Raw genomic sequence first — 25,930 nt, forward strand, 5'->3', positions numbered from 1 at the left:
CACGAGGCGCCGCGTCCGATCGCTATTCGCGTGTTGTACCGCCAAGAAGTCCGGGCATCCCGCCTAGGCGGCCCCGTCAAACCGCCCGAACCTCGATTATTTTTGCTGCTGCGCCCGTGCGCTCGGCAAGGCGCGTGCGATCCTTCACCGCACCGGCCAGCTGGCCGCACGCGGCGTCGATGTCGTCGCCGCGCGTCTTGCGCACCGTCGTGACGACGCCCGCGTCGATGAGGATCTGTGCAAAGCGCTTGATCTGCTCCGACTTCGAACGGATGAGCCCCGACTCCGGAAACGGATTGAACGGGATCAGGTTGAACTTGCACGGGACGTCGCGCGTCACCGCCAGCAGTTCGCGCGCATGCGCTTCGGTGTCGTTGACGCCGTCGAGCATGCAGTATTCGAACGTGATGAAGTCGCGCGGCGCGACCTTCAGGTAGCGCTGGCACGCGGCCATCAGTTCGCGAAGCGGATGCTTCTTGTTGAGCGGCACGAGCATGTCGCGCAGCGCATCGTTCGGCGCGTGCAGCGACACGGCCAGCGCCACCGGCAGCTCGGCGCCGAGGCGGTCCATCATCGGCACCACGCCGGACGTCGACAGCGTGACGCGGCGGCGCGACAGTCCATACGCGTTGTCGTCGAGCATCAGCCGCATCGCCGGCACGACCGCGCTGTAATTCAGCAGCGGCTCGCCCATGCCCATCATCACCACGTTGGTGATCACCCGTTCGGCCTTGCCGTTCGGGCCGGGCGCGCGACCGAGCGACTCGCGCAATGCAAATTCGGCCATGCGCAGCTGGCCAATGATTTCAGCCGTCGACAGATTGCGGGAGAACCCCTGCTTGCCCGTCGAGCAGAAGCGGCAATTGACCGCGCATCCAGCCTGCGACGACACGCACAGCGTGCCGCGCGTCTCTTCCGGGATGAACACGGTTTCGACCGCATTGCCGTTTCCGACGTCGATCAGCCACTTGCGTGTGCCGTCGGCGGAAACGTGATCGCTGGCAATGTCCGGCATCGTGATCGTCGCGCGGCCCTTGAGCTTTTCCCTCAGGGATTTCGCGAGATCGGTCATGCCGTCGAAATCGCCGGCGTTGTACTGATGGATCCAGCGCTGCAACTGCTTGGCGCGGAACGGCTTCTCGCCGAGGCTGCCGCAGTACGCGACAAGGCCCTCGGCGTCGAAGTCGAGAAGATTGACGGAAGTTTCGCTCGTCATGGTGCCCTGCCTTGCCGCGTGCGCTGAATCCTGCCTGCCTGAATGCTCAGTCAGTGCTTAACGCGAGTAGACGTTCATTTCCGGGAAGAAGAACGCGACTTCGACGCTTGCCGTTTCCGGTGCGTCCGAGCCGTGCACCGCGTTCGCGTCGATGCTGTCGGCGAAGTCGGCGCGGATCGTGCCCTTTTCCGCCTTCTTCGGATCCGTCGCGCCCATCAGGTCGCGGTTCTTCAGGATCGCGCCTTCACCTTCCAGAACCTGGATCATCACCGGGCCCGAGATCATGAAATCGACGAGGTCCTTGAAGAACGGACGTGCTGCGTGGACTGCGTAGAACTTCTCTGCGTCAGCGCGCGACAGGTGTGCCATGCGTGCTGCGATGACCTTCAGACCGGCGCCTTCGAAACGGCTGTAGATCTGGCCGATCACGTTCTTTGCCACCGCATCCGGCTTGATGATCGACAGGGTGCGCTCGATTGCCATAAAAACTCCAAGAAATTAAGAAGTTACACTTCCAAATGAATCCGCTATTGTAGCACGATCCCGTGTATCATTGCGATTGAACCCTTACACGCGTGAAAGGTTCCAAATCCATATGTTTTGCGCCGCCCCGCCATTGAAACCTCCCGGCGCGGAACGTATCTTAGCCATAGCTGCTCCGGTTTGCTGCGCCGCACACCGCGCGCGCCGAACCGGCCCCGGACGCCCATGCGTTCAATGTTAGGAGAAACCATGAACGATTATCCGTACAATTTCGGCCGCGGCGGCTCCGTCAGCACCGTCGAAGTTCGCAACCGCGTGCTGCGGAACACGTACTGGCTGCTCGCGCTGTCGATGGTGCCGACGGTGCTGGGAGCCTGGGTCGGCGTCGCGACCGGCTTCTCGCTGTTCGCGGCCACCAGCCCGATGATGAGCCTTCTCGCGTTCTTCGCGATCGCGTTCGGCTTCATGTTCGCGATCGAACGCACGAAGAACAGCGCGGCCGGCGTGTTCGTGCTGCTCGGCTTCACGTTCTTCATGGGCCTGATGCTGTCGCGCCTGCTCAGCTTCATCCTCGGCTTCTCGAACGGCCCGTCGCTGATCATGCTGGCATTCGGCGGCACCGGCATCATCTTCGCGGCGATGGCGACGATCGCCACGGTCAGCAAGCGCGATTTCTCGGGCCTCGGCAAGTGGCTGTTCATGGGCGTGATCGTGATCCTGCTGGCGTCGGTCGCGAACATTTTCCTGCAACTGCCGGCGCTGATGCTGACCGTGTCGGTGCTCGCGATCGCAATCTTCTCCGCGTACATGCTGTTCGACGTCCAGCGCGTCGTGAACGGCGGGGAGACGAACTACATCAGCGCAACGCTCGCGATCTACCTCGACCTGTACAACGTGTTCACGAACCTGCTCGCGCTGCTCGGCATCTTCGGCGGCAACCGCAACTGACGTTCGCCGCACACCAGCAAAAAACCGGCCCTCGGGCCGGTTTTTTTACGTCCGCCGCAGGCGCGCTCAGTCGCGCTCGAACAGCGCGATCGATTCGACGTGCGACGTATGCGGGAACATGTTGACGACGCCCGCTCCCTTCAGCCGGTAGCCGGCCTCGTGCACGAGCAGGCCTGCATCGCGCGCAAGCGTCGACGGGTTGCACGACACGTAGACGATCCGGCGCGGCAGCGGACCTTCGCCGCTCTGCGCGATGTCCGCAAGCGCCTTCGACACCGCGAGCGCGCCTTCGCGCGGCGGATCGATCAGGAACTTGTCGAATGCGCCCAGCGCGCGGATGTCGTCGGCGGTCACTTCGAACAGGTTCCGGCACGCGAACGTCGTATGGCCGTCGACGCCGTTCTCGCGCGCATTCGCGAGCGCGCGCGTCGTCAGCGTCTCGCTGCCTTCGATGCCCATCACCTCGCGCGCGAGGCGCGCGAGCGGCAGCGTGAAATTGCCGATCCCGCAGAACAGGTCGAGCACGCGATCGTCACGCGACGGCGCGAGTAGGCGCAGCGCGCGACCGACCAGCACGCGGTTGATCTGGTGGTTGACCTGCGTGAAGTCGGTCGGCTTGAACGGCATGCGGATGCCGAACTCGGGCAACGTATAGTCGAGCGGCACGTCGAGCGGATAGAACGGCGTCACCGTGTCCGGGCCCTTCGGCTGCAGCCAGAACTGCACCTTGTGCTCGTCGGCGAACGCGCGCAGCAGCGCTTCGTCGGCCTCGTTGATCGGCTCAAGCACGCGCAGCACGAGCGCCGTGACCTGCGAGCCGACCGCGAGCTCGATCTGCGGCATGCGATCGCGGATCGACAGCCCCTCGACCAGCCGGCGCAGCGGCACGAGCATCGCCGACACGTGCGGCGGCAGCACCTCGCAGCTCGTCATGTCGGCCACGTAGCTGCTCTTCTTTTCGTGGAAGCCGACCAGCACGCCGCCCTTCTTCACGACGTTGCGCACGGTCAGGCGCGCGCGGTAGCGGTAGCCCCACGACGGGCCGTGGATCGGCGCGAACATCGTCTCCGCACGCAGCTTCGCGAGGTGCCACAGGTTGTCCTCGAGCACGCGCTGCTTGATCGCCACTTGCGCGCGCATGTCGAGATGCTGCATCGAGCAGCCGCCGCAGGTGCCGAAGAACTTGCATTTCGGCTCCGTGCGCATCACGCTCGGGCGCAGAATATCGACAACCAGCGCCTGCTCGTAGCTCGGCTTGCGGCGGTAGCTCGAATAGGTCACGCGCTCGCCGGGCAGCGCGCCCTCGACGAAGATGACCTTGCCGGGCTCGCCCTCCTCGGTCGTCACGCGGCCGACACCGCGCGCTTCCATGTCGAGCGATTCGATCTCGAGAACCGGGGCGCTATCGGGCGCGGCGGGCACGCTTTTCAATTTGCGCGCAGAAGTGGGGGCAGCTTCAGACACCAGCTTTTCCTGACAAACGTTGAAAGGCGAGATTGTAGACGAAGGACCGCCTCACCATGGAGATTCGACCGTGCGACTGATCGACTGGAACATTCAATGGGGTCGGGACGCGGATGGCGTCGTCGACCTCTCCCGCACCATTGCCGCCGCCCGCGGGCTCGGCGATTTCGATGTGCTGTGTCTGCAGGAAGTCACGCGCGGGTTCGGCGCGCTGGCCGGCCATCCCGGCCCGGACCAGTTCGCGGAGCTCGCCGCGCTGCTGCCCGGCTTCACGGTCGTGGAGGCGATCGGCGCCGACCTGCCGCCCGCCGCGCCCGGCGCGCCCGGCGCGCCGCGCCGCCAGTTCGGCAACGCGATCGCCAGCCGCCTGCCGGTCGGGCGCGTGATGCGCCGGCTGCTGCCATGGCCGGCCGACGATGCCGCGCCTTCGATGCCGCGCGTCGCGCTCGAGGTCGAACTGGCGACCGCGTCGGGCCCGCTGCGCGTGACTACCACGCATCTCGAATATTATTCCGCGCGACAGCGGCGTGCGCAGGTCGATGCGTTGCGCGACCGGCACCAGGAAGCGTGCGCGCATGCAGACCGCCCCGCGCGCGCCGAGCATGCGGACAGCCCGTTCAGCGCGACCGCGCAGCCGCGCGACGCGATCGTCTGCGGCGACTTCAACAGCGCATACGACAGCGACGCGTATAGGCACTTTCTCGAACCGATCGACGGCACGCCGCGCTTCGTCGATGCGTGGGCGGCTCTGCACCCGGGCGTCGCGCCGCCGCCGACGGCCGGCGTCTACGACACGGTGCAATGGTCGGAGGGGCCGCTTGCGTGCGACTTCGTGTTCGTCACCGACACGCTGTTGCCGCGCGTCGCACGCTGCGAGATCGACGGCAACCTGCGTGCATCGGATCACCAGCCGATCGTGCTCGAGCTGGATTGACGGCGCGCGCTATGCGTCGAATGCGGCGAGGTACTCGGCCCAGTGCGGCGCAAGCTCCTGCGCGAGCGCGTTCTTGACGAGCAGGATCTCGTTCGCGTACTCGTCCGGCGTCAGGCCGCCGCGCATCAGCTGGAACCGGCAGTAGAGCAAATAGGTATTGACGACGTCGGTTTCGCAGTAGTTGCGGATCTCCTCGATCCGCCCGTCCTGGAACGCGGTCCAGACCTGGCTGCCGTCCATCCCGAGCTTGCCGGGAAAGCCGCACAGCTTCGCGAGCGCGTCGAGCGGCGCGTTCGCGCGCGCCTGATACATCGCGAGCAGATCCATCAGGTCGGTATGCCGCGAGTGATAGCGCGAGATGTAGTTGTTCCACTTGAAATCGCGGTCGTCCTCGCCGAGATCCCAGTAGCGCGTCGCGGGAATGCCGTGCACGAGCGCGCGGTAATGGAGCACCGGCAGGTCGAAGCCGCCGCCGTTCCACGACACGAGTTGCGGCGTGTATTTCTCGATCACGCGGTAGAACGACTGGATCAGCGCAGCCTCGCCGTCCTGCGGCGTGCCGAGCGAGCGCACGCGAAAGCCGCTGGCGTCGCGGAACACGCACGAGATTGCCGCGACACGCTGCAGATGGTGCGGCAGGAAATCGCTGCCGGTCTTCTCGCGTCGGGCGGCAAACGCGTGTTCGGCCACCGCGGCATCGTCGAGCGTCGCAGGCAGATCGTCGAGACGGCGAATGCCGTCGACATCGGGAATCGTCTCGATGTCAAAAACCAGAATCGGAGTCATCTTTACAGAACAGCGTCCTTGCGAACGCCATTGGAGGCGAAGAACCGCTTGAGGCGCACCAGCGCCTCCTGCTGGATCTGCCGCACGCGCTCGCGCGTGAGCCCCATTTCGTCGGCGAGCTCCTCGAGCGTCGCCGGTTCGATGTGGTTCAGGCCAAAGCGGCGCTCGATCACGTGCCGGTGCTTGTCGGACAGCCGCGACAGCCACGCGCGCGTGAGCGTCTCGAGCTCGCGGTGCTGCACTTCGGCGTCCGGCGACTGGCTCTGGTCGTCCGGCAGCAGATCGAGCAGGCTGCTCGCCGGATCGAGATCGAGCGGCGCGTCGAGCGATGCGGTGTGTTCGTTCAGCGCGAGGATGTCGGTGACTTCCTCGGCGGTCTTGCCGGTGAGATAGGCGATGTCGTCGATGCTGGCTTCGCGGCGCTCGGCCGCCTCGCCCGTCGACATCGAGTTCTTTTCGAGGTGGCGCTTCGCGCGCAGCACCTGGTTGAGTTCGCGGATCACGTGCACCGGCAGGCGCACGGTGCGGGCCTGGTTCATGATCGCCCGCTCGATGCTTTGCCGGATCCACCACGTTGCATAGGTCGAGAATCGGAAGCCGCGCGTCGGGTCGAACTTCTCGATCGCGTGCATCAGGCCGAGATTGCCTTCCTCGATCAGGTCGAGCAGCGGCACGCCGCGATTCAGGTAACCCTTCGCGATGCTGACGACGAGGCGCAGATTGCGCTCGATCATCACCTGCCGCGCCTCGAATTCGCCGGCCTTCGCGAGACGCGAATAGCGCTGCTCTTCCTCGACGGTCAACAGCGGCTTGACGCTGATGCGGTTCAGGTAATGCTGGATCGTGTCGGCGGTCAGCTCCGCCTGCAGCATCGCCCGGAAATCGTCCAGCTCGGGCGACGGTTCCGCGCTGCCTTCGCGCTCGTCGTCGCCGCTGTCCGCGTCGGCGTCGCGCGCCTCGAACTCGCGTTCGTTGTCCGCGACGTCGTCTTCGTCGTCCGTCGAAGCGCCAGCACGCCCCACCGATGCTTGCGTGGCACGACTGATGTTCTCAGATTCGGCTTGCGGCTCGTGGCGCTTCGATTTCGGCATGGTCGTCTCGGTTATTGAGGCGGCAAATACTTCAGCGGATCGACAGGTTTACCCTGACGGCGAACCTCGAAATGCAGCATCACGCGGTCGGCATCGCTATTACCCATCTCGGCGATCTTCTGCCCCTTCGTCACCGCGTCCCCCTCTTTTACCATCAAAGCGCGATTGTGTGCATATGCCGTGAGGTAAGTTGCGTCGTGCTTGATGATAATGAGATTGCCGTAGCCGCGCAGGCCGTTGCCTGCGTAGACGACACGGCCGTCCGCCGCCGCCTTCACGGTCTCGCCGGACGCGCCGCCGATGTTGACGCCCTTGTTCTTCGCGTCGTCGAAATTGTTCAGCACCGGGCCGCGCGCGGGCCATGCGAACGTGACGGGGCCGCTCGGCGCCGCCGACGTGTCGCTCGACGCTGCCGCGGCAGCGGGCGGCGCAGCAGTAACTGCCGACGCGCCGCGGGCCGGCGTGGCCGGGCCGCTGCTCAGCGGCGCGGTCGCGACGGCGCCGCCCGTGATGGGCGCGGCGCCCGGTGCAACGCTGGCGGCTGCCGCGCCGCCCGGCGGAGCGACGCGCAACAGTTGGTCGACTTCGATCTGATTCGGGTTCGCCAGGTTGTTCCACGCAGCGATGTCGCGATAGTTCTGTCCGTTCTCCAGCGCAATCCGGTACAGCGTATCGCCCGGCTTCACACGGTAGTAACCCGGGGGCGGCGGGCCGAGCGGAACCGCCGGCTGCGCGGCGGGCGTCGTGCCGAGCGAGCCGGAGCGGTCGACGACGGGCGCGTTGTCGAGCCGCGTCGCACAGGCGGCCAGTAGCGTGGTGAACGCGGCCACACAGATCGCGCGCTGGGCGAGCGTGAGCGGTTCCTTGGAACGTTTGTTTTGCATCGCGCGCAACATACTCATCGGTTTCAAATTACTCCGGATTTTAAAGGGACAAAGAAAACGCGATCAAGCCGCGACTCCCGCCACTGGGCGGGCGCGACGCGCTCGACGAGCGTGAGCACCTGCGGCTGCCCGCTCTGCCCGCCGACCGGAGCGACGAGCCGCCCGCCGATCGACAACTGTTCGAGCAGCGCCTGCGGCACGTCGAGCCCGGCTGCGGCGATCACGATCGCGTCGAACGGCGCCGCGGACGGCAAGCCCACGCGCCCGTCGCCGTAGTGGAGACGGATGTTCGGCACGCGCAGCGGCCGCAGATTCAGCTTCGCGCGCTCGTAGAGCGGCTTGATGCGTTCAATCGAATACACGTCGCGTGCGACATGGCTCAGCACAGCGGCCTGGTAGCCGCAGCCGGTGCCGATTTCCAGCACGCGCTCGAGGGTGCGGCCGGCCATCGCGAGCTCGATCATCCGCGCGACGACCGACGGCTTCGAAATCGTCTGCTGGTGGCCGATCGGCAGCGCGGAATCCTCGTAGGCCTGCGTCGCGAGCCCGGGATCCACGAACAGGTGGCGCGGCACCGCGGCCATGGCCTCCAGCACGCGCGCGTCGGCGACACCGTTCGCGCGCAGCCGTTCGACCATCCGTTCGCGCACGCGTTCCGACGTCAGCGCATGCGCGCCGGCGAGCGCGGCATTCTGCATTTGCAGCGCCGGCTTGGGGGCAGCCTTCGGCGCCGCTGGTGTCGCGGCAGGCTTGCCGGCCGCCGACCCGCGTGCAGGCGGCTTCGACGCAGCCGGCTTGCGCGTGGCCGCTACGGGCGTCGCCAGCTTGGGTGCAATCGGTTTCGGCACAGCAGCCGGCTTGGGTGCGGGCGCCGTGCCCGGTCTGGACGCGCCAGGCGGATCGGACGCCCGCGGCGTCGCCACCGCGCCGCCACGCGCGGACGCGCCGGCCGACAACCGCTGGCGCGTGCCGTCGCCCGCCGCATGGCGCTCGCCTGCCCGGCCCTCGGCCTTGCGCGGCGCCCGCTTGAGATCTTCGAGCGCGAGCGGGAACCGCTTCGCGCGCTCGCCGCTCATGAAGCGCGCCCCCCGGCGCGCACCCAGTCGTGCGTCGCGGGCAGCATGTGCGTATGCGTGAGATCGAGCTGCAGCGGCGTGATCGACACGAAACCGTTTGCGACCGCATGGAAATCGGTGCCTTCGCTCGCATCCAGCGCCGCCCCTGCCGGCCCGATCCAGTAGATCGGCTCGCCGCGCGGGTTGGTCTGGCGGATCACCGGCTGCGACGGGTGACGCTTGCCGAGGCGCGTGACCTTCCAGCCCTTCAGCTCGTCGTAAGCCAGATTCGGGATATTGACGTTCAGCAACGGCTGGCCCGGCAGCGGATGCGCGAGATAGTGCTGCACGATCTCGGCGGCGACGCGCGCGGCGTCGGCAAGATGGGCCCAGTCCTTGTCGACCAGCGAGAACGCGATCGCGGGCACGCCGAACATGATGCCTTCGGTCGCCGCCGCAACTGTCCCCGAATAGAGCGTGTCCTCGCCCATGTTCTGGCCGTTGTTGATCCCCGACACGACGAGGTCCGGCTTCGCATCGAGCATGCCGGTCAGCGCGATGTGCACCGAATCGGTCGGCGTGCCGTTCACGTAGAAGAAACCCGTACTCGCGGAGCGCTGGACCGACAGCGGTCGCGACAAGGTCAGGGAATTCGATGCGCCGCTGCAGTTCTGCTCGGGCGCCGTCACCGTGAGTTCGGCCAGCGGCTGCAGCGCGTCGTGAAGCGCCGCGAGACCGGGGGCGAGATAGCCGTCGTCGTTGCTGAGTAGGATTCGCATGCGGCGATTGTAACCGAGGAAAGATGGCGCGAGAGCGACAGTCCGGCCCGTGCAAACGCGCGCTCGCGCGGCACGCGCCGCCGCGTTGCGCAGCGGCCTTCCCGGTCAGATCGCGCCGGCTTCGCGCAGCGCCGCGATCGCCTGCGCGTCATAGCCGAGGCCGCGCAGCACCTCGTCGGTATGCTCGCCGAGCTCGGGCCCGAGCCAGCGCGTTTCGCCCGGCGTGCCGGACAGTTTCGGCGTGACGTTCGGCAGCGGAATGTCGGTGCCGTCGGCAAGCTTGAAGCGCTGGATCATCTGTCGCGCGACGAACTGCGGATCGGTGAACATGTCGGCGACGCTGTAGATCCGCCCGGCCGGCACGTCCGCCGCGTTGAGCACCGCGAGCGCTTCGTCGATCGTGCGCGGCGCGAGCCACGCGGCGATCGCGTCGTCGATCTCCTGCGTGCGCGGCACGCGCCCGTCGTTGCGCGCGAGCGCCGGATCATCGGCGAGGTCGTCGCGTTCGATCGCCTTCATCAACCGCTTGAAGATCGGGTCGCTGTTGCCGCCGATCACGATGCTGCCGTCGCGGCACGCGTAGGTGTTCGACGGCACGATGCCCGGCAGCGACGCGCCGGTGCGCTCGCGCACCATCCCGTACACGCCGTATTCCGGCACGACGCTTTCCATCATGTTGAACACCGCTTCGTACAGCGCGACGTCGACGACCTGCCCCGCGCCGCCGTTCATGTTGCGATGATGCAGCGCCATCATCGCGCCGATCACGCCGTGCAGCGCGGCGATCGAATCGCCGATCGAGATGCCGATGCGCGGCGGCGGCAAGTCGGGGTAGCCGGTGATGTGGCGCAGCCCGCCCATCGATTCGGCGATCGCGCCGAAGCCGGGCCGGTCGCGATACGGGCCGGTCTGCCCGTAGCCGGACAGGCGCACCATCACGAGGCCGGGATTCTCGGCCGACAGCACGTCGTAGCCGAGCCCGAGCTTCTCGAGCAGGCCCGGGCGGAAATTCTCGATCACGATGTCCGCGTCGCGGGCGAGCTGACGCGCGATCGTCTTGCCGGCATCCGATTTCAGATTGAGCGTGACCGATTTCTTGTTGCGCGCCTGGACCGACCACCACAGCGACGTGCCGCCCGTCTCCGGATGCAGCTTGCGCCACTTGCGCAGCGGATCGCCGCCGTTCGGATCCTCGATCTTGATGACTTCCGCGCCGAATTCGGCAAAGAGCCGCGACGCGAACGGTCCGGCGATCAGCGTACCGAATTCGAGCACTTTGACGCCCGCGAGCGGGCCCTGGCTGGTGCTCATGTGTCTCCCTGGCATGAGAAACGGCACCGCCGGACGGCGGCAGCCGTTGCGTTACATCGTGCGGCGGTCGAGCATCGCGCGCGCGATCGTGCCCGCATCGACGTATTCCAGCTCCCCGCCGACCGGCACGCCGCGCGCGAGACGCGTCACCGCGAGCCCGCGCGCCTTCAGCGTCTGGCCGAGATAGTGGGCGGTGGCCTCGCCTTCGTTCGTGAAGTTGGTCGCGAGCACGACCTCCTTGACGATGCCGTCTGACGCGCGCCGCACCAGCCGGTCGAAATGGATTTCCTTCGGGCCGATGCCGTCGAGCGGACTCAACCGCCCCATCAGCACGAAATACAGCCCGCGATAGGTCATCGTCTGTTCGAGCATGATCTGGTCGGCCGGCGTCTCGACGACGCACAGCAGCGTCGGATCACGCTCCGTGTCGCTGCAGACTTCGCAGATCTGCGCCTCCGTGAACGTATTGCACTTCTCGCAATGCTGCAGATGCTCGGTCGCGAACAGCAGCGAACGGCCGAGCCGCTCCGCCCCCTCCCGATCGTGCTGCATCAGGTGGTACGCCATGCGTTGCGCGGATTTCGGCCCGACCCCGGGCAGCACGCGCAGCGCTTCGACGAGGGCGGACAGGGCGGACGGCTGTTTCATACGTCGACGGATGCCGGGACGGACGCGCCGCTCAGAACGGCAGCTTGAAGCCCGGCGGCAGCGGCAGGCCGGCCGTCATGCCGCTCATCTTTTCCTGCGACGTCGCCTCGGCCTTGCGCACGGCGTCGTTGAACGCGGCAGCCACGAGATCCTCGAGCATGTCCTTGTCGTCCGCGAGCAGGCTCGGGTCGATCGCCACGCGGCGCACTTCGTTGCGGCAGGTCATCGTCACCTTGACAAGGCCCGCGCCCGACTGCCCTTCGACCTCGATCTGCGCAAGCTGCTCCTGCATCTTCTTCATGTTTTCCTGCATTTGCTGCGCTTGCTTCATCAGTCCGGCGATGTTGCCTTTCAACATGGGAATACTCCTTCTTGATCGTGTGAAAACCGGCACGCGACGCGTGCCGGCAGTGTGCATGGGCGTGATTGTGCCTGTCGCTGCGCAGTCCGTTCAATGCAGCGTCGGCGCCGCACTGTCCGCAGGCGCGACATCCGCAAGCGGACGCACCGAACCGTCGACGATGCGTGCGTCGAAGTCGCGCACGAGCTGCTGGACGAACGGATCCGCATGGATCTCCTGCTCCGCCTCGCGCTGGCGCGCCGCGCGCGCGGCCGCGTCGAGCGCCGCCGCGGTGCGCCGCGCGGGCCCGACCTCGACGGCGACGTCGACCGGCTTGCCGAGCGCATCCGCGAGCGCGGCCTTCAGTTTCGCGACCTGCGCGGCGTCCGCGTATTGCGGCACCGGCACGGACAGCTTGAGCGTCGTTGCGTCGACCGCCGTCAGCTCGCTGTTGAACGCGAGCTGGTATGCGACGCCCTTCAGCGGCAGCCGCGCGGCCAGCGCCGGCCACTCGCCGTCGAAGCCGATCGGATCGAGCGCGATGGCGGGCGGCAGCGGACGCGTGTCGACCGGCGCGGACACGGCCGGCTTCGGCACGACGCGCACGTCGTCAGGCCCGCTGTCGAACACCGGCACGAAGCCGTCGTCGGGCGGACCGCCGAACATCTCGTCCGCGCTGAGCGGCACGTACTCGTCCGGCGGAATGTCTTCCCACGGCGGCGGCGCCTGACGCGTGTCGGGCTGCGGCGCGCGAGCCGCGGCGCGCGGCGTCGGCACCTGCACCGCGGGACGCGGCGCAGCCGGTTTCGCAGCGGCCGGCGCGGCCGGTTTCGCCGTCGCGCCGGCGCGCGAGCGATCGGTCGACACGCGCATGCCGGCATTGCGCAGCACGTCGAGTGCGGCGGCAGCGCCGCCCGCGCGGGCAGCCGGACGCGAGGCGGCTTCCGTCGACGCGGCGCGCGGCGCGGATTCGGCCGGCGCGGCGTCTGCCTCGGCGTTACGGGGTTCGGATTCGGCCTGCGGTGCGGGTGGATCGCTCTTCACGGCGGCGCCGGGCGCAGCCGCGTCGGCTGCCGCAGCCGGCTGAGCCGCAGCAGTCGCCGCGGCGGGAGCCTCGTTTGTCGCGGGAGCGGCAGGCGGCTCGCCGGCGCGTTCGCCGGGTTGCGCAGACATATCGGCAGCCGGTCGCGCGAGCGGCGCGGCAGACGCCGTCGGCGCCGTGGCTGCCGCCGGCTTGCGCGTCGCCTCGGCGGGAGCGGTCGGCGCCGGCTTCACCACCGCCGGGGCCGCGGCCGACACGGCCGCACGCGGCCCCGGCACGGCGCGCGGCGCCGAGGGCTGGCCGACCGGCGCGCCGCCGGCAGCCCCCGCCGCCGGCTCGAACGCGAGCATCCGCAGCAGCGTCATCGTGAAGCCCGCGTACTCGTCGGGCGCGAGGCCCAGTTCCGCGCGCCCGACCGTCGCGATCTGGTAGAACAGCTGCACCTGCTCGGGGCTCAGCGTCTGCGCGAACCGGCGCAGGTCGGCCGCTTCCGGCCATTCGTCGAGCACCGAGCCCGGCGCGAACTGCGCCCACGCGATCCGGTGCAACAGGCTGGCGAGATCCTGCAAGGCGGTCGAGAACGACAGGCTGCGCAGCGACATTTCGTCGGCGATCGCGAGAATCTCCGTGCCGTCGCCGGCCGCGAGCGCGTCGAGCAGGCGCACCATGTAGGTTTGGTCGAGCGCGCCGAGCATCCCCGACACGGCCGTTTCCGTCACTTCGTTCGCCGAATAGGCGATCGCCTGGTCGGTCAGCGACAGCGCATCGCGCATGCTGCCTTGCGCCGCGCGCGCGAGCAGGCGCAACGCCTGCGGCTCGAACGTGATCTGCTCTTCGCAAAGAATGCGCTCGAGATGCGACACGATGTGCCCGGCCGGCATCTGCTTGAGGTTGAACTGCAGGCAGCGCGACAGCACCGTGACGGGAATCTTCTGCGGGTCGGTCGTCGCGAGGATGAACTTGACGTGCGACGGCGGCTCCTCGAGCGTCTTCAGCATCGCGTTGAACGCGTGGTTCGTCAGCATGTGCACTTCGTCGATCATGTAGACCTTGAAGCGCGCATCGACGGGCGCGTACACCGCGCGCTCGAGCAGCGCGGCCATTTCGTCGACGCCGCGGTTGCTCGCGGCATCCATTTCGACGTAGTCGACGAAGCGGCCTTCGTCGATCTCGCGGCACGCGCGGCACACGCCGCACGGCTGCGACGTCACGCCGGTTTCACAGTTGAGCGCCTTCGCGAAAATCCGCGACAGCGTCGTCTTGCCGACGCCGCGGGTACCTGTAAACAGATAGGCGTGATGCAAACGCCCGCCGTCGAGCGCGTGCGTGAGCGCCCTGACGACGTGCTCCTGGCCGACGAGCGAAGCGAAATCCTTCGGACGCCACTTGCGTGCGAGAACTTGATAGGTCATCGGGAAATTGTATCAGCAACGCTGCGTCACGCCGACACGCGAAACGGTACGGAACACGGATGCGAAAACGTGGAAAGCGCGTGGAAAGCGGAAATAAAAAACGCCCTGCGAACGGGGCGAGAAGGAAGGTGACGAGCCCGACCCTCGGCACTGGCGGAAAACGGCTGTGGCTGCTTCGTTCCCGACCTGACCAGGTTCACCGGCCCACCATGCGAGGAGGCCCGTCACGTCGCATTCTATCACCGCTTTGCGCCGAATGCGACCGTTTATTCGAACGAATATGCGAAAGCAGGCGCGCGCAACAGGCGCGACCGCCCTCTTGTATTTTGCGTGCCGGCCTCCACATGGGTGGCGCAACGGTCTTCAGCGTACGTGCCCCTACTCGCGAAGCGGCTACTATCGCCGTCAACAGCGGATAGCAATTTAGGCTAATATGACGCCCGAATGACCCGCGAGCCGCGCTATGCAGTGCTTACGCCCTTCTTTTCCGGAGTGCGGAGCTACCTGCCGCAGCGGCCGGCAGCCCACCGGGTGGCCGGCGCGCCGACAGGCGCCATGCAGGCAGTCCCCGAACCGAAAGAGGTATTGACCAAATGAGCGAACAGATCAAACACATCAGCGACGCATCGTTCGAACAGGACGTCGTCAAATCCGACAAGCCGGTGCTCGTCGATTTCTGGGCCGAATGGTGCGGCCCGTGCAAGATGATTGCGCCGATCCTCGACGAAGTCGCGAAGGACTACGGCGACAAGCTGCAGATCGCGAAGATCAACGTCGACGACAACCAGGCAACGCCTGCGAAGTTCGGCGTGCGCGGCATCCCGACGCTGATCCTCTTCAAGAACGGCGCGGCCGCCGCGCAGAAGGTCGGCGCGCTGTCGAAGTCGCAGCTGACCGCATTCCTGGACAGCCACCTGTAAAAATACCGGCAGGCTCGCGGACGTGTTGTCAACCGGCAACACGTCCGCCGCCAAGCCGCCGATCGGCTGCTCAAGCGCGAATCGGCGTATGCTAGAATCAAAAAACGTCTACAAGACGCATTTAAGTCTCTGAGCGATTCCGCTCGCCCTCCTCCCTTTTTTCTTTCGTCGCTTCTCTTCCCTGGCGGGATTCCCGTATGCATTTATCCGAGCTCAAGTCTCTGCACGTGTCCGAATTGATCGAGATGGCCAACGGCCTGGAGATCGAAAACGCGAACCGCCTGCGCAAGCAGGAGCTGATGTTCGCCATTCTCAAAAAGCGCGCCAAGACGGGAGAGACGATCTTCGGCGACGGCACGCTCGAAGTGCTGCCGGACGGCTTCGGCTTCCTGCGCTCGCCGGAAATGTCGTACCTCGCGAGCACCGACGACATCTATATCAGCCCGTCGCAGATCCGCCGCTTCAACCTGCACACCGGCGACACGATCGAAGGCGAAGTCCGTACGCCGAAGGACGGCGAGCGCTACTTCGCGCTTGTCAAGGTCGACAAAGTCAACGGGCAGCCGCCCGAGGCCTCGAAACACAAGATCATGTTCGAGAACCTCACGCCGCTGCACCCGAACAAGCCGCTCTCGCTCGAGCGCGAAATGCGCGGCGAAGAGAACGTCACGGGCCGCATCATCGACATGATTGCGCCGATCGGCAAGGGCCAGCGCGGCCTGCTCGTCGCATCGCCGAAGTCGGGCAAGACCGTGATGCTCCAGCACATCGCGCACGCGATCAAGCAGAACCACCCGGACGTGATCCTGTTCGTGCTGCTGATCGACGAGCGTCCTGAAGAAGTGACCGAAATGCAGCGCTCCGTCGCGGGCGAAGTGATCGCGTCGACGTTCGACGAACCGGCCACGCGCCACGTTCAGGTTGCCGAAATGGTGATCGAGAAGGCCAAGCGCCTCGTCGAAATGAAGCACGACGTCGTGATCCTGCTCGACTCGATCACGCGTCTCGCACGTGCGTACAACACCGTGATCCCGGCGTCGGGCAAGGTGCTGACGGGCGGTGTCGACGCGAACGCGCTGCAGCGCCCGAAGCGCTTCTTCGGCGCGGCGCGCAACATCGAGGAAGGCGGCTCGCTGACGATCATCGGCACCGCGCTGATCGAAACCGGCAGCCGCATGGACGACGTGATCTACGAAGAGTTCAAGGGCACCGGCAACATGGAAGTGCACCTCGAGCGCCGTCTCGCGGAAAAGCGCGTGTATCCGTCGATCAACCTGAACAAGTCGGGCACGCGCCGCGAGGAAATGCTGATCAAGCCCGAGATCCTGCAAAAGATCTGGGTGCTGCGCAAATTCATCCACGACATGGACGAAGTCGAGGCAATGGAATTCCTGCTCGACAAGATCCGCCAGACGAAGAGCAACTCCGAGTTCTTCGACCTGATGCGCCGCGGCGGCTGATCGCCCCGGCAGCGGATACGACGGCCGCCCGCGCATTGCGCCCGGCGGCCGTTTTTTCGCGCCAACCTGAACGTGAACGTACACGTTGATCTATAATCCATCCTGTCGCCTCCAACCCACTGACCCCGCCTCGATGACGACCGACACCGCCACCCCGCTGCTGACCGTGAGCGACGCCGCCGCGCGGCTCGGCGTCACGCCGCGCACCCTGAAGTACTACGAGGAGCGCGGGCTCGTCACACCATCGCGCAGCGGAGGCCGTTATCGCCTCTACGACGAAGCCGACCTCGAGCGCTTTGCGCGCATCCTGCGCCTGCGCGCGCTCGGCTTCTCGCTGCAGGGCATCACCGAAATGCTCAAGCGTCCGCTGGAAGAGACCGACGACGGCCGGCGCCGCTATTCGGACGCGTCGCTGCGGGACATCCGCACCGGTCTCGCGGAACAGATCGGCACGCTGGACCAGCGCATCGCGGCGGTCCAGCGCGAGCTGAAGGAAGCAATGGCGCTGCGCAAGGAACTGCAGCGCGACATCGACTACGTCGAGCGGCGCCTCGCCGGCGAAAGCGCGGACACGCTGATCGCGCAGCGGCGGGCCGAGGCGAGCGAGCGGCGGTCGCGCAAGGGCCGCGCATGAATACGACGCCGGACCGCCCACTGCAGTGGAGCCGCGCGAACCTGCGCGCCGACCTGTTCCCGTGGGCGCTCGCGCTCGTCACCGGCATCGACTATTTCGACAACGCGGCGTTCTCGTTCTTCGCCAGCTACATCGCGGGCGGCATCAACGCGTCGCCGGACGAGCTCGTGTGGTCGTCGAGCGCGTACGCGGTCGCGGCCGTGCTCGGCATCCTCCAGCAGCAATGGTGGATCGACCGCCTCGGACACCGCCGCTACGTCGCCGGCTGCATGCTGATGTTCTCGTTCGGTGCGATCGCGTCCGCGCTTGCCGATACGTCGCTGGCGCTCGCGTTCGCGCGCGGCTTCCAGGGCTATTTCATCGGGCCGATGATGGGCGCGTGCCGGATCCTGATCCAGATCAGCTTCACGCCGCAGGAACGGCCACCCGCGACGCGCGCGTTCCTGATCATGATCCTGCTCGGCAGCGCGCTCGCGCCGATCGCCGGCAGCCTGCTCGTCGCACATTCGACGTGGCGCGCGCTGTTCGCATGCACCGCGCCCGTGGGCGTCGCGTTCGCGATCCTCGCGCTGCTGACGCTGCCCGACACCGGCAACCTGCCCGACGACGAGCGCGGCACCGGGCATTTCTGGCCATACGTCGTGTTCGCGCTCGCGCAAGGCGCGCTGCAGGTCGTGATGCAGCAGGTGCGGTACCAGCTCTACAGCGGCTCGCCGATGCTGATCCTGCTGACGGTCGCGGGCCTCGGCGCGCTCGCGTGGTTCGCGCACCACCAGTGGCACCACCCGACGCCGCTCGTGCGCCTGCACGCCTTCCGCCAGCGCACCTTCCTGGTCGGGCTCCTGCTCTACATGTTCTATTACTACGAGTCGACAGGCTTCAGCTACCTGACCTCCCGCTTTCTCGAATCGGGGCTCGGCTATCCGGTCGAGAACGCCGGACGCCTCGTCGGCACGATGTCGCTGATCTCCGCGACCGCGCTGTTCGCATACCTGCGCTACGCGAAGCTGATTACGCACAAGAAATGGATCATCGTGCCGGGCTTCGCGGTCGCCGCGTTCGCCGTGCTGTGGATGACCCGCATGACGCCGCAGGTCGGCGAAGCCGCGCTGATCCTGCCGCTGCTGCTGCGCGGCCTGCTGCTGCTGTTCATCGTGCTGCCGGTCGCGAACCTGACGTTCCGGATCTTCGCGATCGACGAATACACGCACGGCTACCGGCTCAAGAACATCGTCCGCCAGCTGACGATCTCGTTCGCGACCGCGTCGGTGATCATCGTCGAGCAGCATCGGCTGGCCGTGCACCAGACGCGGCTCGTCGAGCGTGCGAACGTGTTCGACCCGCTGTTCCAGCAGACGGTCGACGTGCTGACCCGCAGCTACGCGGCCGCCGGCCATGCGCCAGGCGACGCCCACGCGCTCGCGATCTCGTCGATCGCGCGGATGGTCGCGCAGCAGGCGTCGTTCCTGTCGTCGCTCGACGGGTTCTATTTCCTCGCCGGCATCGCGATATGCGGCGGGATCTTCGCCGCATGGCAAAAAGACATCGATTGAGTTAAAAGACAGGCTTTGGGATTCCGTTGCCGTCTCCATGTTTTCGAAACTCACCCGCTGGCTCGACCATCGCCGCCGCGACCGCGCACTGCGCAGCCACCCGATCCCCGACGCGCTGTGGCAGGAGACCGTCGAGCGGCTGCCGTTCCTCGACTACCTGTCGCCCGACGACCTCGGCCGACTGCGCGAGCTGACGAGCCTGTTCCTCGCGCGGAAATCGTTTTCGACGGCGCACGACCTCGAGCTGACCGACGAGATGATCGTCAGCATCTCCGTGCAAGCCTGCCTGCCTGTGCTCAATCTCGACCTGTCGCTGTACGACGGCTGGAGCGACATCGTCCTGTACCCGGGCGGATTCCTGATCCGCAAGACCGTGCAGGACGAGGACGGCGTCGTCCACGAAGTCGAGGAGGAAGCGAGCGGCGAATCGTGGGAAGGCGGCCAGCTGTTTCTGTCGTGGGAAGACGCGCAGATCACCGACGGCCGCAGCGCGTACAACCCCGTGATTCACGAGTTCGCGCACAAGATCGACTCGATCAACGGCTGGGCCGACGGCTATCCGCCCCTTTTTCGTCGCTGGCATGCGCCGCGACTCGACGCACAGGCGTGGGCCGACGTGTTCGAGAACGCGTACGACCAGTTCTGCGCGCGCGTCGATGCGGTGTCGGATCGCGCGTGGGCGCGCTTCGAGCGGGATTCGGTCATCGATCCCTATGCGGCCGACCACCCGTCGGAATTCTTTGCCGTGTGCAGCGAGGCGCTGTTCGTGCGGCCGCGCGCGTTCGAGGCCGAATTCCCCGAGCTTTACCGGCTGCTCGCCCGCTATTACCGGCAAGACCCGGCCAAAACCGGCGCGCTCGACGCGCCCTGAAAATTAATCGTCAACCGTCTGATTTTCTGGCATAATCGCCGTTTTTCGACCTTAGGCAAGTGGCTCGCGCCGGGCTTGACGCCAGCCGACACGCGCAATTCGCGCGGTTCGGAGCGGCAAGCGGCGGGTTGGCTACCGCTCTCACCAAGGAAAGACCATGAAAGAAGGCATCCACCCGAATTATCGCGAAGTCGTCTTCCAAGACATGTCGAACGGCTTCAAGTTCATCACGCGCTCGACGATCCAGACGCGTGAAACCATCGACTTCGAAGGCAAGACCTACCCGCTCGCCAAGATCGAAGTGTCGTCGGAATCGCACTCGTTCTACACCGGCCAGCAGAAGATCATGGACACGGCCGGCCGCGTCGAGAAGTTCAAGAACAAGTTCGGCTCGCGCGCCAGCGGCAAGGTCGCGAAGTAAGTGTCGCGCCGCATCCGGTGACCACAACGCACCGGTATCGCACCAAAGGGCAGCCCAGGCTGCCCTTTTTCGTCTCTGCTCGCCCCCCGCGCCGTCGGCCGGCGCCCGGGCGCAACCGCTGACGCGCAACGGCCGGCGCGTCTACAATGCCGGATGCTCAAAATCGGCGCGCCGCGCAACATCGCGCGAGCCGCGCCCAGAACAAATCGCCCATCTGCATGAAGCCTGTCGTTCGTCTCACCGCCTCCGCCACGCGCGCGCTGCCGCGCTGGCTGCTGCTCACGCTCTGCCTCGTCTATTCGGCGTTCGGCCTGTTCGGCCGCGACCCGTGGAAAAACGAGGACGCGGCGGGCTTCGGCGTCATGTGGACGATGGCCAAGGGCGGCTGGCACGACTGGCTGCTGCCGAATCTCGTCGGCAAGTTCATCACGACCGACGGACCGCTGGGATACTGGCTCGGCGCGCTGTCGATCCGCGCGCTTGGGTCCTGGGTCGACGCGAGCAACGCGTCGCGGCTCTCCACCGGCATCCTGTTCTGCGTCGCCTGCGCGTTCGTCTGGTACGCCGCGTATCTGCTCGGCCGGCGCGCCGAAGTCCAGCCGTTCAAGTACGCGTTCGGCGGCGAGCCCGAACCGCGCGACTACGGCCGCACGCTCGCCGACGGCGCACTGCTGATCCTGCTCGCCTGCTTCGGCCTCGCGGAGCGCGGACACGAAACGACGCCGCAGCTCGCGCAGTTCGCGTGGATCGCGATGCTCGTCTACGGGCTCGTGCGCGGCATCGACAAGCCGCTGCAGGGCGCGCTGTGGTGGGGCGCGGCGATCGGCCTCGTCTGCCTGTCCGGCAACCCGGTGCTCGCCGTCGCGCTCGTCGTCGGCACCGCCGTGCTGTGGCTCGTCACGCCCGGGATGCGCAACCTGCACCTGCCCGTGGTCGGCGTGCCACTCGCCGCCGCGATCATCGCGCTGTGGGTGTTCGCCGCGTTCGCCGCGGCGCCCGACGACGCCGCGTGGTTCTTCGATCAGTGGGTGCGCGGCAGCCTGATGCGCTTTTCCGGCCCGCCGACCGCCGTGCTGATGTACGCGGCGAAGAACCTGCCGATCTTCACGTGGCCCGCGTGGCCGCTCGCGATCTGGGCATGGTGGAGCTGGGCCGGCCTGCGCCGGCGCGCGCACGTCGCGATCCCGCTGTCGGTCGTCGTGCCGCTCGTCGCGCTCGTGATCCTGCAGAGCCAGCAGTCGAACCGCATGTACATGCTGCTGCTGCCGCCGCTCGCGGTGCTCGCGACGTTCGCGCTGCCGACGCTGAAGCGCGGCGCGATCAACGCGATCGACTGGTTCGCGGTGTTGAGCTTCACGATCCTCGGCAGCTTCGTGTGGCTCGTCTGGCTGGCGTCGGTGACCGGTTTCCCGCACCCGCTCGCGCGCAACCTCGCACGCCTCCTGCCCGGCTACGAGCCGCACTTCAAGGTGCTGTCGTTCGTCTGCGCGGTCGCGGTGACGGTCTGCTGGTTCCTACTCGCGCGGTGGCGCGTGTCGCGCCAGCCGAAGGTGCTGTGGCGCAGCGTCGTGCTGTCGGGCGCCGGCACCACGCTGATGTGGGTGCTGCTGATGACGCTGTGGCTGCCGATCGTCAACTACGGCCGGACCTATCGCGACGTCGCGCAGCAGATCGCCGCGCACCTGCCGTCCGATTACGAGTGCATTTCGCCGGTGCGGCTCGGCGACGCGCAGATCGCGACGTTCGCGTATTTCGGCAACATGCACTTCGATTACGCCGGCGACTGCGACGTGATCCTGCGCCAGGACCGCGCCGATTTCGGTGAGCCGAGCTCGATATCGCGGTATGTGTGGCGTCTCGTCTGGGAAGGCCGACGCGCCGCAGACCGCGACGAGCGTTTCCGCCTGTACGAGCGCATCGAACGGCCGAAGACGCCGGTCAAGCGCCGGCCGCCGCGCCGCCAGGCCAACGATTGACGATGCTCGCGGACATCCGTCGCATCATCGGCCTCGCATGGCCGGTGCTCGTCGGCCAGCTCGCGATCATCGCGTTCGGCGTGACCGACACCGCGATGGTCGGCCGCTTCTCCGCCGTCGACCTCGCCGCGCTCGGGCTCGGCGCATCGCTCTACCTGTCGGTCTTCATCGGCCTGACGGGCATCCTGTCCGCGCTGCAGCCGATCACCGGCCAGCTGTACGGCGCGCGGCGCTACGCCGAGATCGGCGAGGAAGTCCGCCAGGCGCTGTGGCTCGCCGCGCTGCTCGCGGTGCCCGGCTTCCTGCTGCTGCATTTCCCCGAGCCGCTGCTGCGTCTCGCGCACGCGCCCGCCGCGCTGCACGAGCGCACCGTCGCCTATCTGCGCCTCCTGTCGTTCGGGTTGCCCGCGAGCCTCGTGTTCCGGATCTACGGCGCGCTCACCAACGCGGCCGGCAAGCCGCGCCTCGCGATGATCCTGCAGATCGGCGCGCTCGCGCTCAAGTTTCCGCTGAACGTCTGGTTCATCTTCGGCGGGCTCGGCGTGCCTGCGCTCGGCGGCCCGGGGTGCGGGCTCGCGAGCACGGTGATCAACTGGGCGCTCGCGCTGGTCGGCTTCACGCTGCTCGCGAAGCTCGACGTGTTCGCACCGCTTGCGATCTTCTCGCGCTTCTGCTGGCCGGTCTGGGCGCGCCAGAAGGCGATTTTGAAGCTCGGCGTGCCGATGGGCCTGTCGTACCTGATCGAGGTCACGTCCTTCACCTGCATGGCGCTCTTCATCGCGCAGTTCGGCACGACCACGCTCGCCGGACACCAGATCGCCGCCAACATCAGCGGCGTGCTGTACATGACGCCGCTGTCGATCGGTGTCGCGACGTCCACGCTCGTCGCCCGCGCGCTCGGCGCCGGGCAGCGCGACGAAGCCCGGCTGCTCGGCCGGCACGGCGTGACGCTCGCGGGCGGGATCGCCGTGCTGTACGGCGTGCTCGTGTTCGCGCTGCGCCCGCTGATCGTCGGCGGCTACACGCCGAACCCGGCGGTCGCCGCGGCCGCGATACCGCTCGTCGCGATCGTCACCTGCTATCACTTTTTCGACGCGCTGCAGGTCACATCCGCATTCGCGCTGCGCGCGTACAAGGTCGCGGTCGTGCCGACCGTCATCTACGCGGTCGCGCTGTGGGGCGTCGGGCTCGGCGGCGGCTACCTGCTCGGCTTCGACGTCGGCGGCTACGCGCCCGCGTGGCTGACCGGCGCGCGCGGCTTCTGGTTCGCGAACACGATGAGCCTGATGCTCGCGGGCGCCGGGCTCGCGCTGTATCTGCGCCACGTGAGCCGCACGCCGGCGCCCTCGCCCGAGCCCGCCTGAAAGCGCGCATGACGGGCACGCGCCGCCCGCGTCAGGCGGCCGCCTGTGCTGCCTATGCCGCCACCTCGCCGTCGTGCTGCCGGAACACCTCGTGCGCGGCGAACAGCGCATTCAGCGCGGCCGGAAAACCCGCGTAGACAGCCATCTGCATGAACACCTCGACGATCTCGTCGCGCGTGCAGCCGACGTTCAGCGCCGCCTCGATATGCACCTTGAGTTGCGGCTGCGCATTGCCCAGCGCGGCGAGCGCGGCAATCGTCGCGATCTCGCGCGCCCTCAGGTCGAGCTGCGGCCGGCTGTAGATATCGCCGAACCCAAACTCGACCAGCAGCCGGCCGAAATCCGGCGCGATCGGCGCGAGCGCCGCGATCACGCGTTCGCCGACGTCGCCGTCGATTTCCTTCAGTTTGTTCCAGCCGCGCGTGTAGCGGTCGTCAGCGAGTCGTTCCATGGCGTGTGTCCTGTTCCGGTTGTGGGGATGTCGCCTGTCGCCCCGCGTCGCGCTCCGCCGTCTCGTAATAGGCGATCTTCTCGACGATCACGTCGAGGCTCGCCTGCAGCTCCGCGAGATGCGCACGCACCGCGTCGCGATGCGCGACCAGCAGTTCGCGGCGCGCGCCGAGCGTCGGCTCGCCGCGTGCCCGCAATGCGGCGAACTGCTGCATCTGCGCGATCGGCATGCCGGTCGCCTTCAGGCGCATCACGAAGCGCAGCCAGTCGAGGTCGGCCGGCGCATACAGCCGGTGCCCGGCCGGCGTGCGCGCGATCGCGCGCAGCAGGCCCGCCTGCTCGTAGTAGCGCAGCGTGTGCGTCGACACGCCGATCAGTTCGGCAACCTGACCGATCGTCAGGACGCGTGCGGCGGAAGTCTTCGATACGGGTGACATGACAGACAGGCTCAAGGTTAGGACTTAGAGTTCACTCTAAGTCAAGGACTTGTCGACGGCCAGCGCAACGTGAACGGCGATTCCGTCAAACATCGTCAAAACCGCGGTCCGGCGGGGCCGGTGCCCTTTACAGCGGCGCAGGCGTTCAGCAAGATTCCGGCAGCCTGTCTTAAAAAGGGCACGCATTTGTCCTATCCTTAACGGCGACGCCCGGCCACGTGCCGCCTGCCGTCCGTTGCACCAGTCATTCATCCGTTCGAACCAGGGAGCCTTTGCCATGCTGAAAAAGCTGCTGATGCTGTTCGTCGCGCTATCGCTGTCGCTGACCGCGGCCTTCGCCGCGGCAGTCGAAGTCAACACGGCCGACCAGACCGCGCTGGAGTCCGTCAAGGGTCTCGGGCCCGTGAAGTCGAAGGCGATCATCGACGAACGCACCAAGAACGGCCCGTTCAAGGATGCCGACGATCTCGCGAACCGCGTGAAGGGCCTCGGCACGAAGTCGGTCGCGCATCTCGAGGAAAATGGCCTGACGATCGGCGGCTCGTCGACGCCGCCGAAAGGCGTGAAGGCGTCGAAGCCGGCCGCGACGGCGGGCACGACGGCTCCGGCGACGAAACCGGCCGCTACGCCGGCCACGACGGCTCCGGCCGCGACGACCACCGCGCCGGCGCCGGCCGCGAGCGCGCCGGAAGCGGCGTCGAAGCAGGCCAAGGCCAAGCGCGCGTCGAAGAAGGACAAGGTCGCAGCGGCCGCCGGCGCATCGGCGCCGACCGCGGACGCAAGTGCGCCGGCCGACGCGTCTGCCGCGAAGGCAACGAAGGGTTCGAAGAAGAAAGGCAAGAAAGACAAGGCTGCCTCCGCCGCTGCGGCGTCGGGCGCCTGATTCGCGCCGCGTGCGCAACGGTGCGCGCGCGGCTTCGTTCCACGGGCGCCGCCGTCGCGGCGCCGTTTCATTGAAGGTGAAGCATCATGGGTCTACTCGACATCGTCGGCGGTCTGCTCGGCGGCCAGGCCGGCGGCAATTCGCAAAGCGCGCTGCTGTCGGCGGCGCTCGAATTCATCAACAACCAGCCCGGCGGCCTGAACGGCCTGATCGAGAAGTTCAAGGCCGGCGGCGCCGGCGACATCATCGGCTCGTGGGTCGGCACCGGCGAGAACCAGCCGATCTCGCCCGACACGCTGCAGAACGTGCTCGGCTCCGACGCGGTCGGCGCGCTGGCGAGCAAGTTCGGCGTCGATCCGGCGCAGGCGTCGGGCATCCTCGCGCAGGTGCTGCCGCACGTCGTCAACCATGCGACGCCGAACGGCGAAGTGCCGGCCGACGGCCAGGTCGACACGTCCAACGTACTCGGCACGCTGACGCAGCTCGCGGGCCTGTTCGGCGGCAACAAGCAGGCGTAAGCCTGAGCCGGCAGCTGGACGCCGGATAAAAAAACACCCCGCCTCGCGGC

The 25,930-nt window shown here is 67.2% G+C and carries 26 protein-coding genes and 1 other RNA gene; 12 read left to right on the forward strand and 15 right to left on the reverse strand.

Features of this window, described 5'->3' with window-relative positions; all coding sequences use genetic code 11:
• Positions 1–76: 76 nt before the first annotated feature.
• Both rlmN and ndk read right to left on the reverse strand, forming a co-directional pair.
• Positions 77–1,216 (reverse strand): dual-specificity RNA methyltransferase RlmN, encoded by a 1,140-nt coding sequence (rlmN, locus tag B7P44_RS09815; protein WP_084903374.1) that lies wholly within the window; start codon positions 1,214–1,216, stop codon positions 77–79.
• Between the two features lie 57 nt (positions 1,217–1,273).
• Positions 1,274–1,699, reverse strand: coding sequence for a nucleoside-diphosphate kinase (gene ndk / locus B7P44_RS09820; protein ID WP_059611461.1), 426 nt, complete (start codon positions 1,697–1,699; stop codon positions 1,274–1,276).
• 249 nt (positions 1,700–1,948) lie between these two features.
• On the opposite strand from ndk, the gene B7P44_RS09825 reads away from it, so the two are divergent.
• Positions 1,949–2,647 (forward strand): Bax inhibitor-1/YccA family protein, encoded by a 699-nt coding sequence (locus B7P44_RS09825; protein WP_010092245.1) that lies wholly within the window; start codon positions 1,949–1,951, stop codon positions 2,645–2,647.
• A gap of 66 nt (positions 2,648–2,713) precedes the next feature.
• On the opposite strand, the gene rlmD is transcribed toward B7P44_RS09825, so the two are convergent.
• Positions 2,714–4,111 (reverse strand): 23S rRNA (uracil(1939)-C(5))-methyltransferase RlmD, encoded by a 1,398-nt coding sequence (gene rlmD / locus B7P44_RS09830; protein ID WP_193834363.1) that lies wholly within the window; start codon positions 4,109–4,111, stop codon positions 2,714–2,716.
• 70 nt (positions 4,112–4,181) lie between these two features.
• Between rlmD and B7P44_RS09835 the strand changes: the two genes are divergently transcribed.
• Positions 4,182–5,045, forward strand: a complete 864-nt coding sequence (locus B7P44_RS09835; RefSeq protein WP_084903379.1) for an endonuclease/exonuclease/phosphatase family protein — start codon at positions 4,182–4,184, stop codon at positions 5,043–5,045.
• Between the two features lie 9 nt (positions 5,046–5,054).
• Here B7P44_RS09835 and B7P44_RS09840 read toward each other — a convergent pair whose 3' ends face one another.
• The 10 genes from B7P44_RS09840 to ffs all read right to left on the reverse strand — a co-directional run bounded on the left by B7P44_RS09840 (position 5,055) and on the right by ffs (position 14,619).
• On the reverse strand, positions 5,055–5,831 hold the full coding sequence (locus B7P44_RS09840; RefSeq protein ID WP_084903382.1) for a 3'-5' exonuclease: 777 nt from the start codon (positions 5,829–5,831) through the stop codon (positions 5,055–5,057).
• Between the two features lie 2 nt (positions 5,832–5,833).
• Entirely contained in the window at positions 5,834–6,922 is a 1,089-nt protein-coding gene (rpoS, locus tag B7P44_RS09845; protein WP_084903384.1) for an RNA polymerase sigma factor RpoS, read from the reverse strand.
• 11 nt (positions 6,923–6,933) lie between these two features.
• Positions 6,934–7,824, reverse strand: coding sequence for a peptidoglycan DD-metalloendopeptidase family protein (locus B7P44_RS09850; RefSeq protein ID WP_084903386.1), 891 nt, complete (start codon positions 7,822–7,824; stop codon positions 6,934–6,936).
• A gap of 5 nt (positions 7,825–7,829) precedes the next feature.
• Positions 7,830–8,882 (reverse strand): protein-L-isoaspartate(D-aspartate) O-methyltransferase, encoded by a 1,053-nt coding sequence (locus tag B7P44_RS09855; RefSeq protein WP_084903388.1) that lies wholly within the window; start codon positions 8,880–8,882, stop codon positions 7,830–7,832.
• Positions 8,879–9,640 (reverse strand): 5'/3'-nucleotidase SurE, encoded by a 762-nt coding sequence (gene surE / locus B7P44_RS09860; protein WP_084903390.1) that lies wholly within the window; start codon positions 9,638–9,640, stop codon positions 8,879–8,881. Before surE ends, B7P44_RS09855 begins: the two co-directional genes overlap by 4 nt.
• A 105-nt stretch (positions 9,641–9,745) precedes the next feature.
• Positions 9,746–10,951: a CaiB/BaiF CoA transferase family protein gene (locus tag B7P44_RS09865; protein WP_042584163.1), complete on the reverse strand. Its 1,206-nt coding sequence runs from the start codon at positions 10,949–10,951 to the stop codon at positions 9,746–9,748.
• A gap of 51 nt (positions 10,952–11,002) precedes the next feature.
• Positions 11,003–11,599: a recombination mediator RecR gene (gene recR, locus B7P44_RS09870; protein ID WP_010092235.1), complete on the reverse strand. Its 597-nt coding sequence runs from the start codon at positions 11,597–11,599 to the stop codon at positions 11,003–11,005.
• 31 nt (positions 11,600–11,630) lie between these two features.
• A complete protein-coding gene (locus B7P44_RS09875; RefSeq protein ID WP_042584164.1) occupies positions 11,631–11,957 on the reverse strand; it encodes a YbaB/EbfC family nucleoid-associated protein in 327 nt (108 codons plus the stop codon).
• 93 nt (positions 11,958–12,050) lie between these two features.
• Positions 12,051–14,393: a DNA polymerase III subunit gamma/tau gene (dnaX, locus tag B7P44_RS09880; protein WP_084903393.1), complete on the reverse strand. Its 2,343-nt coding sequence runs from the start codon at positions 14,391–14,393 to the stop codon at positions 12,051–12,053.
• Between the two features lie 127 nt (positions 14,394–14,520).
• Positions 14,521–14,619, reverse strand: an RNA gene (gene ffs, locus B7P44_RS09885) — signal recognition particle sRNA small type.
• Positions 14,620–14,986: 367 nt separating this feature from the next.
• On the opposite strand from ffs, the gene trxA reads away from it, so the two are divergent.
• From trxA to B7P44_RS09925, 8 genes are all read left to right on the forward strand, one after another.
• Positions 14,987–15,313 carry a thioredoxin TrxA gene (trxA, locus tag B7P44_RS09890; RefSeq protein ID WP_006402348.1) on the forward strand — a complete coding sequence of 109 codons (327 nt, stop codon included), beginning with the start codon at positions 14,987–14,989 and terminating at the stop codon, positions 15,311–15,313.
• A gap of 197 nt (positions 15,314–15,510) precedes the next feature.
• A complete protein-coding gene (gene rho, locus B7P44_RS09895) occupies positions 15,511–16,773 on the forward strand; it encodes a transcription termination factor Rho (RefSeq protein WP_006478662.1) in 1,263 nt (420 codons plus the stop codon).
• Positions 16,774–16,906: 133 nt separating this feature from the next.
• Positions 16,907–17,407: a MerR family transcriptional regulator gene (locus tag B7P44_RS09900; protein ID WP_084903395.1), complete on the forward strand. Its 501-nt coding sequence runs from the start codon at positions 16,907–16,909 to the stop codon at positions 17,405–17,407.
• Positions 17,404–18,960: an MFS transporter gene (locus B7P44_RS09905; protein WP_084903398.1), complete on the forward strand. Its 1,557-nt coding sequence runs from the start codon at positions 17,404–17,406 to the stop codon at positions 18,958–18,960. Before B7P44_RS09900 ends, B7P44_RS09905 begins: the two co-directional genes overlap by 4 nt.
• 37 nt (positions 18,961–18,997) lie before the next feature.
• Positions 18,998–19,831, forward strand: coding sequence for a M90 family metallopeptidase (locus B7P44_RS09910; protein WP_084903399.1), 834 nt, complete (start codon positions 18,998–19,000; stop codon positions 19,829–19,831).
• Positions 19,832–19,988: 157 nt separating this feature from the next.
• On the forward strand, positions 19,989–20,252 hold the full coding sequence (locus tag B7P44_RS09915; RefSeq protein ID WP_084903402.1) for a type B 50S ribosomal protein L31: 264 nt from the start codon (positions 19,989–19,991) through the stop codon (positions 20,250–20,252).
• Positions 20,253–20,398: 146 nt separating this feature from the next.
• On the forward strand, positions 20,399–22,228 hold the full coding sequence (locus B7P44_RS09920) for an ArnT family glycosyltransferase (RefSeq protein ID WP_088511434.1): 1,830 nt from the start codon (positions 20,399–20,401) through the stop codon (positions 22,226–22,228).
• 2 nt (positions 22,229–22,230) lie between these two features.
• The gene (locus B7P44_RS09925) at positions 22,231–23,592 is read left to right on the forward strand and encodes an MATE family efflux transporter (protein WP_084903407.1); all 1,362 of its coding nucleotides are present in this window, start codon (positions 22,231–22,233) and stop codon (positions 23,590–23,592) included.
• Positions 23,593–23,644: 52 nt separating this feature from the next.
• Here B7P44_RS09925 and B7P44_RS09930 read toward each other — a convergent pair whose 3' ends face one another.
• Together B7P44_RS09930 and B7P44_RS09935 are read right to left on the reverse strand one after the other, a co-directional pair.
• Positions 23,645–24,043, reverse strand: a complete 399-nt coding sequence (locus B7P44_RS09930) for a carboxymuconolactone decarboxylase family protein (RefSeq protein ID WP_084903410.1) — start codon at positions 24,041–24,043, stop codon at positions 23,645–23,647.
• Positions 24,027–24,479, reverse strand: a complete 453-nt coding sequence (locus B7P44_RS09935) for a MerR family transcriptional regulator (protein ID WP_084903413.1) — start codon at positions 24,477–24,479, stop codon at positions 24,027–24,029. Before B7P44_RS09935 ends, B7P44_RS09930 begins: the two co-directional genes overlap by 17 nt.
• 277 nt (positions 24,480–24,756) lie before the next feature.
• Here B7P44_RS09935 and B7P44_RS09940 point away from each other — a divergent pair, with 277 nt between their 5' ends.
• Together B7P44_RS09940 and B7P44_RS09945 are read left to right on the forward strand one after the other, a co-directional pair.
• On the forward strand, positions 24,757–25,362 hold the full coding sequence (locus tag B7P44_RS09940; protein WP_084903415.1) for a ComEA family DNA-binding protein: 606 nt from the start codon (positions 24,757–24,759) through the stop codon (positions 25,360–25,362).
• Between the two features lie 86 nt (positions 25,363–25,448).
• Positions 25,449–25,880 (forward strand): YidB family protein, encoded by a 432-nt coding sequence (locus tag B7P44_RS09945; RefSeq protein WP_084903418.1) that lies wholly within the window; start codon positions 25,449–25,451, stop codon positions 25,878–25,880.
• Positions 25,881–25,930: the final 50 nt, after the last annotated feature.

The sequence above is a fragment of the Burkholderia ubonensis subsp. mesacidophila genome (assembly GCF_002097715.1).
Classification (GTDB): Bacteria; Pseudomonadota; Gammaproteobacteria; order Burkholderiales; family Burkholderiaceae; genus Burkholderia; species Burkholderia mesacidophila.

Excerpts from the sequence above, each read along its gene's own strand:
- rlmN (WP_084903374.1), bottom strand. The coding sequence starts at position 1,216 with ATGACGAGCGAAACTTCCGTCAATCTTCTCGACTTCGACGCCGAGGGC.
- ndk (WP_059611461.1), bottom strand. The coding sequence starts at position 1,699 with ATGGCAATCGAGCGCACCCTGTCGATCATCAAGCCGGATGCGGTGGCA.
- B7P44_RS09825 (WP_010092245.1), top strand. The coding sequence starts at position 1,949 with ATGAACGATTATCCGTACAATTTCGGCCGCGGCGGCTCCGTCAGCACC.
- B7P44_RS09840 (WP_084903382.1), bottom strand. The coding sequence starts at position 5,831 with ATGACTCCGATTCTGGTTTTTGACATCGAGACGATTCCCGATGTCGAC.
- rpoS (WP_084903384.1), bottom strand. The coding sequence starts at position 6,922 with ATGCCGAAATCGAAGCGCCACGAGCCGCAAGCCGAATCTGAGAACATC.
- B7P44_RS09850 (WP_084903386.1), bottom strand. The coding sequence starts at position 7,824 with ATGAGTATGTTGCGCGCGATGCAAAACAAACGTTCCAAGGAACCGCTC.
- B7P44_RS09855 (WP_084903388.1), bottom strand. The coding sequence starts at position 8,882 with ATGAGCGGCGAGCGCGCGAAGCGGTTCCCGCTCGCGCTCGAAGATCTC.
- surE (WP_084903390.1), bottom strand. The coding sequence starts at position 9,640 with ATGCGAATCCTACTCAGCAACGACGACGGCTATCTCGCCCCCGGTCTC.
- B7P44_RS09865 (WP_042584163.1), bottom strand. The coding sequence starts at position 10,951 with ATGAGCACCAGCCAGGGCCCGCTCGCGGGCGTCAAAGTGCTCGAATTC.
- recR (WP_010092235.1), bottom strand. The coding sequence starts at position 11,599 with ATGAAACAGCCGTCCGCCCTGTCCGCCCTCGTCGAAGCGCTGCGCGTG.
- B7P44_RS09875 (WP_042584164.1), bottom strand. The coding sequence starts at position 11,957 with ATGTTGAAAGGCAACATCGCCGGACTGATGAAGCAAGCGCAGCAAATG.
- dnaX (WP_084903393.1), bottom strand. The coding sequence starts at position 14,393 with ATGACCTATCAAGTTCTCGCACGCAAGTGGCGTCCGAAGGATTTCGCT.
- trxA (WP_006402348.1), top strand. The coding sequence starts at position 14,987 with ATGAGCGAACAGATCAAACACATCAGCGACGCATCGTTCGAACAGGAC.
- rho (WP_006478662.1), top strand. The coding sequence starts at position 15,511 with ATGCATTTATCCGAGCTCAAGTCTCTGCACGTGTCCGAATTGATCGAG.
- B7P44_RS09900 (WP_084903395.1), top strand. The coding sequence starts at position 16,907 with ATGACGACCGACACCGCCACCCCGCTGCTGACCGTGAGCGACGCCGCC.
- B7P44_RS09905 (WP_084903398.1), top strand. The coding sequence starts at position 17,404 with ATGAATACGACGCCGGACCGCCCACTGCAGTGGAGCCGCGCGAACCTG.
- B7P44_RS09910 (WP_084903399.1), top strand. The coding sequence starts at position 18,998 with ATGTTTTCGAAACTCACCCGCTGGCTCGACCATCGCCGCCGCGACCGC.
- B7P44_RS09915 (WP_084903402.1), top strand. The coding sequence starts at position 19,989 with ATGAAAGAAGGCATCCACCCGAATTATCGCGAAGTCGTCTTCCAAGAC.
- B7P44_RS09920 (WP_088511434.1), top strand. The coding sequence starts at position 20,399 with ATGCCGGATGCTCAAAATCGGCGCGCCGCGCAACATCGCGCGAGCCGC.
- B7P44_RS09925 (WP_084903407.1), top strand. The coding sequence starts at position 22,231 with ATGCTCGCGGACATCCGTCGCATCATCGGCCTCGCATGGCCGGTGCTC.
- B7P44_RS09930 (WP_084903410.1), bottom strand. The coding sequence starts at position 24,043 with ATGGAACGACTCGCTGACGACCGCTACACGCGCGGCTGGAACAAACTG.
- B7P44_RS09935 (WP_084903413.1), bottom strand. The coding sequence starts at position 24,479 with ATGTCACCCGTATCGAAGACTTCCGCCGCACGCGTCCTGACGATCGGT.
- B7P44_RS09940 (WP_084903415.1), top strand. The coding sequence starts at position 24,757 with ATGCTGAAAAAGCTGCTGATGCTGTTCGTCGCGCTATCGCTGTCGCTG.
- B7P44_RS09945 (WP_084903418.1), top strand. The coding sequence starts at position 25,449 with ATGGGTCTACTCGACATCGTCGGCGGTCTGCTCGGCGGCCAGGCCGGC.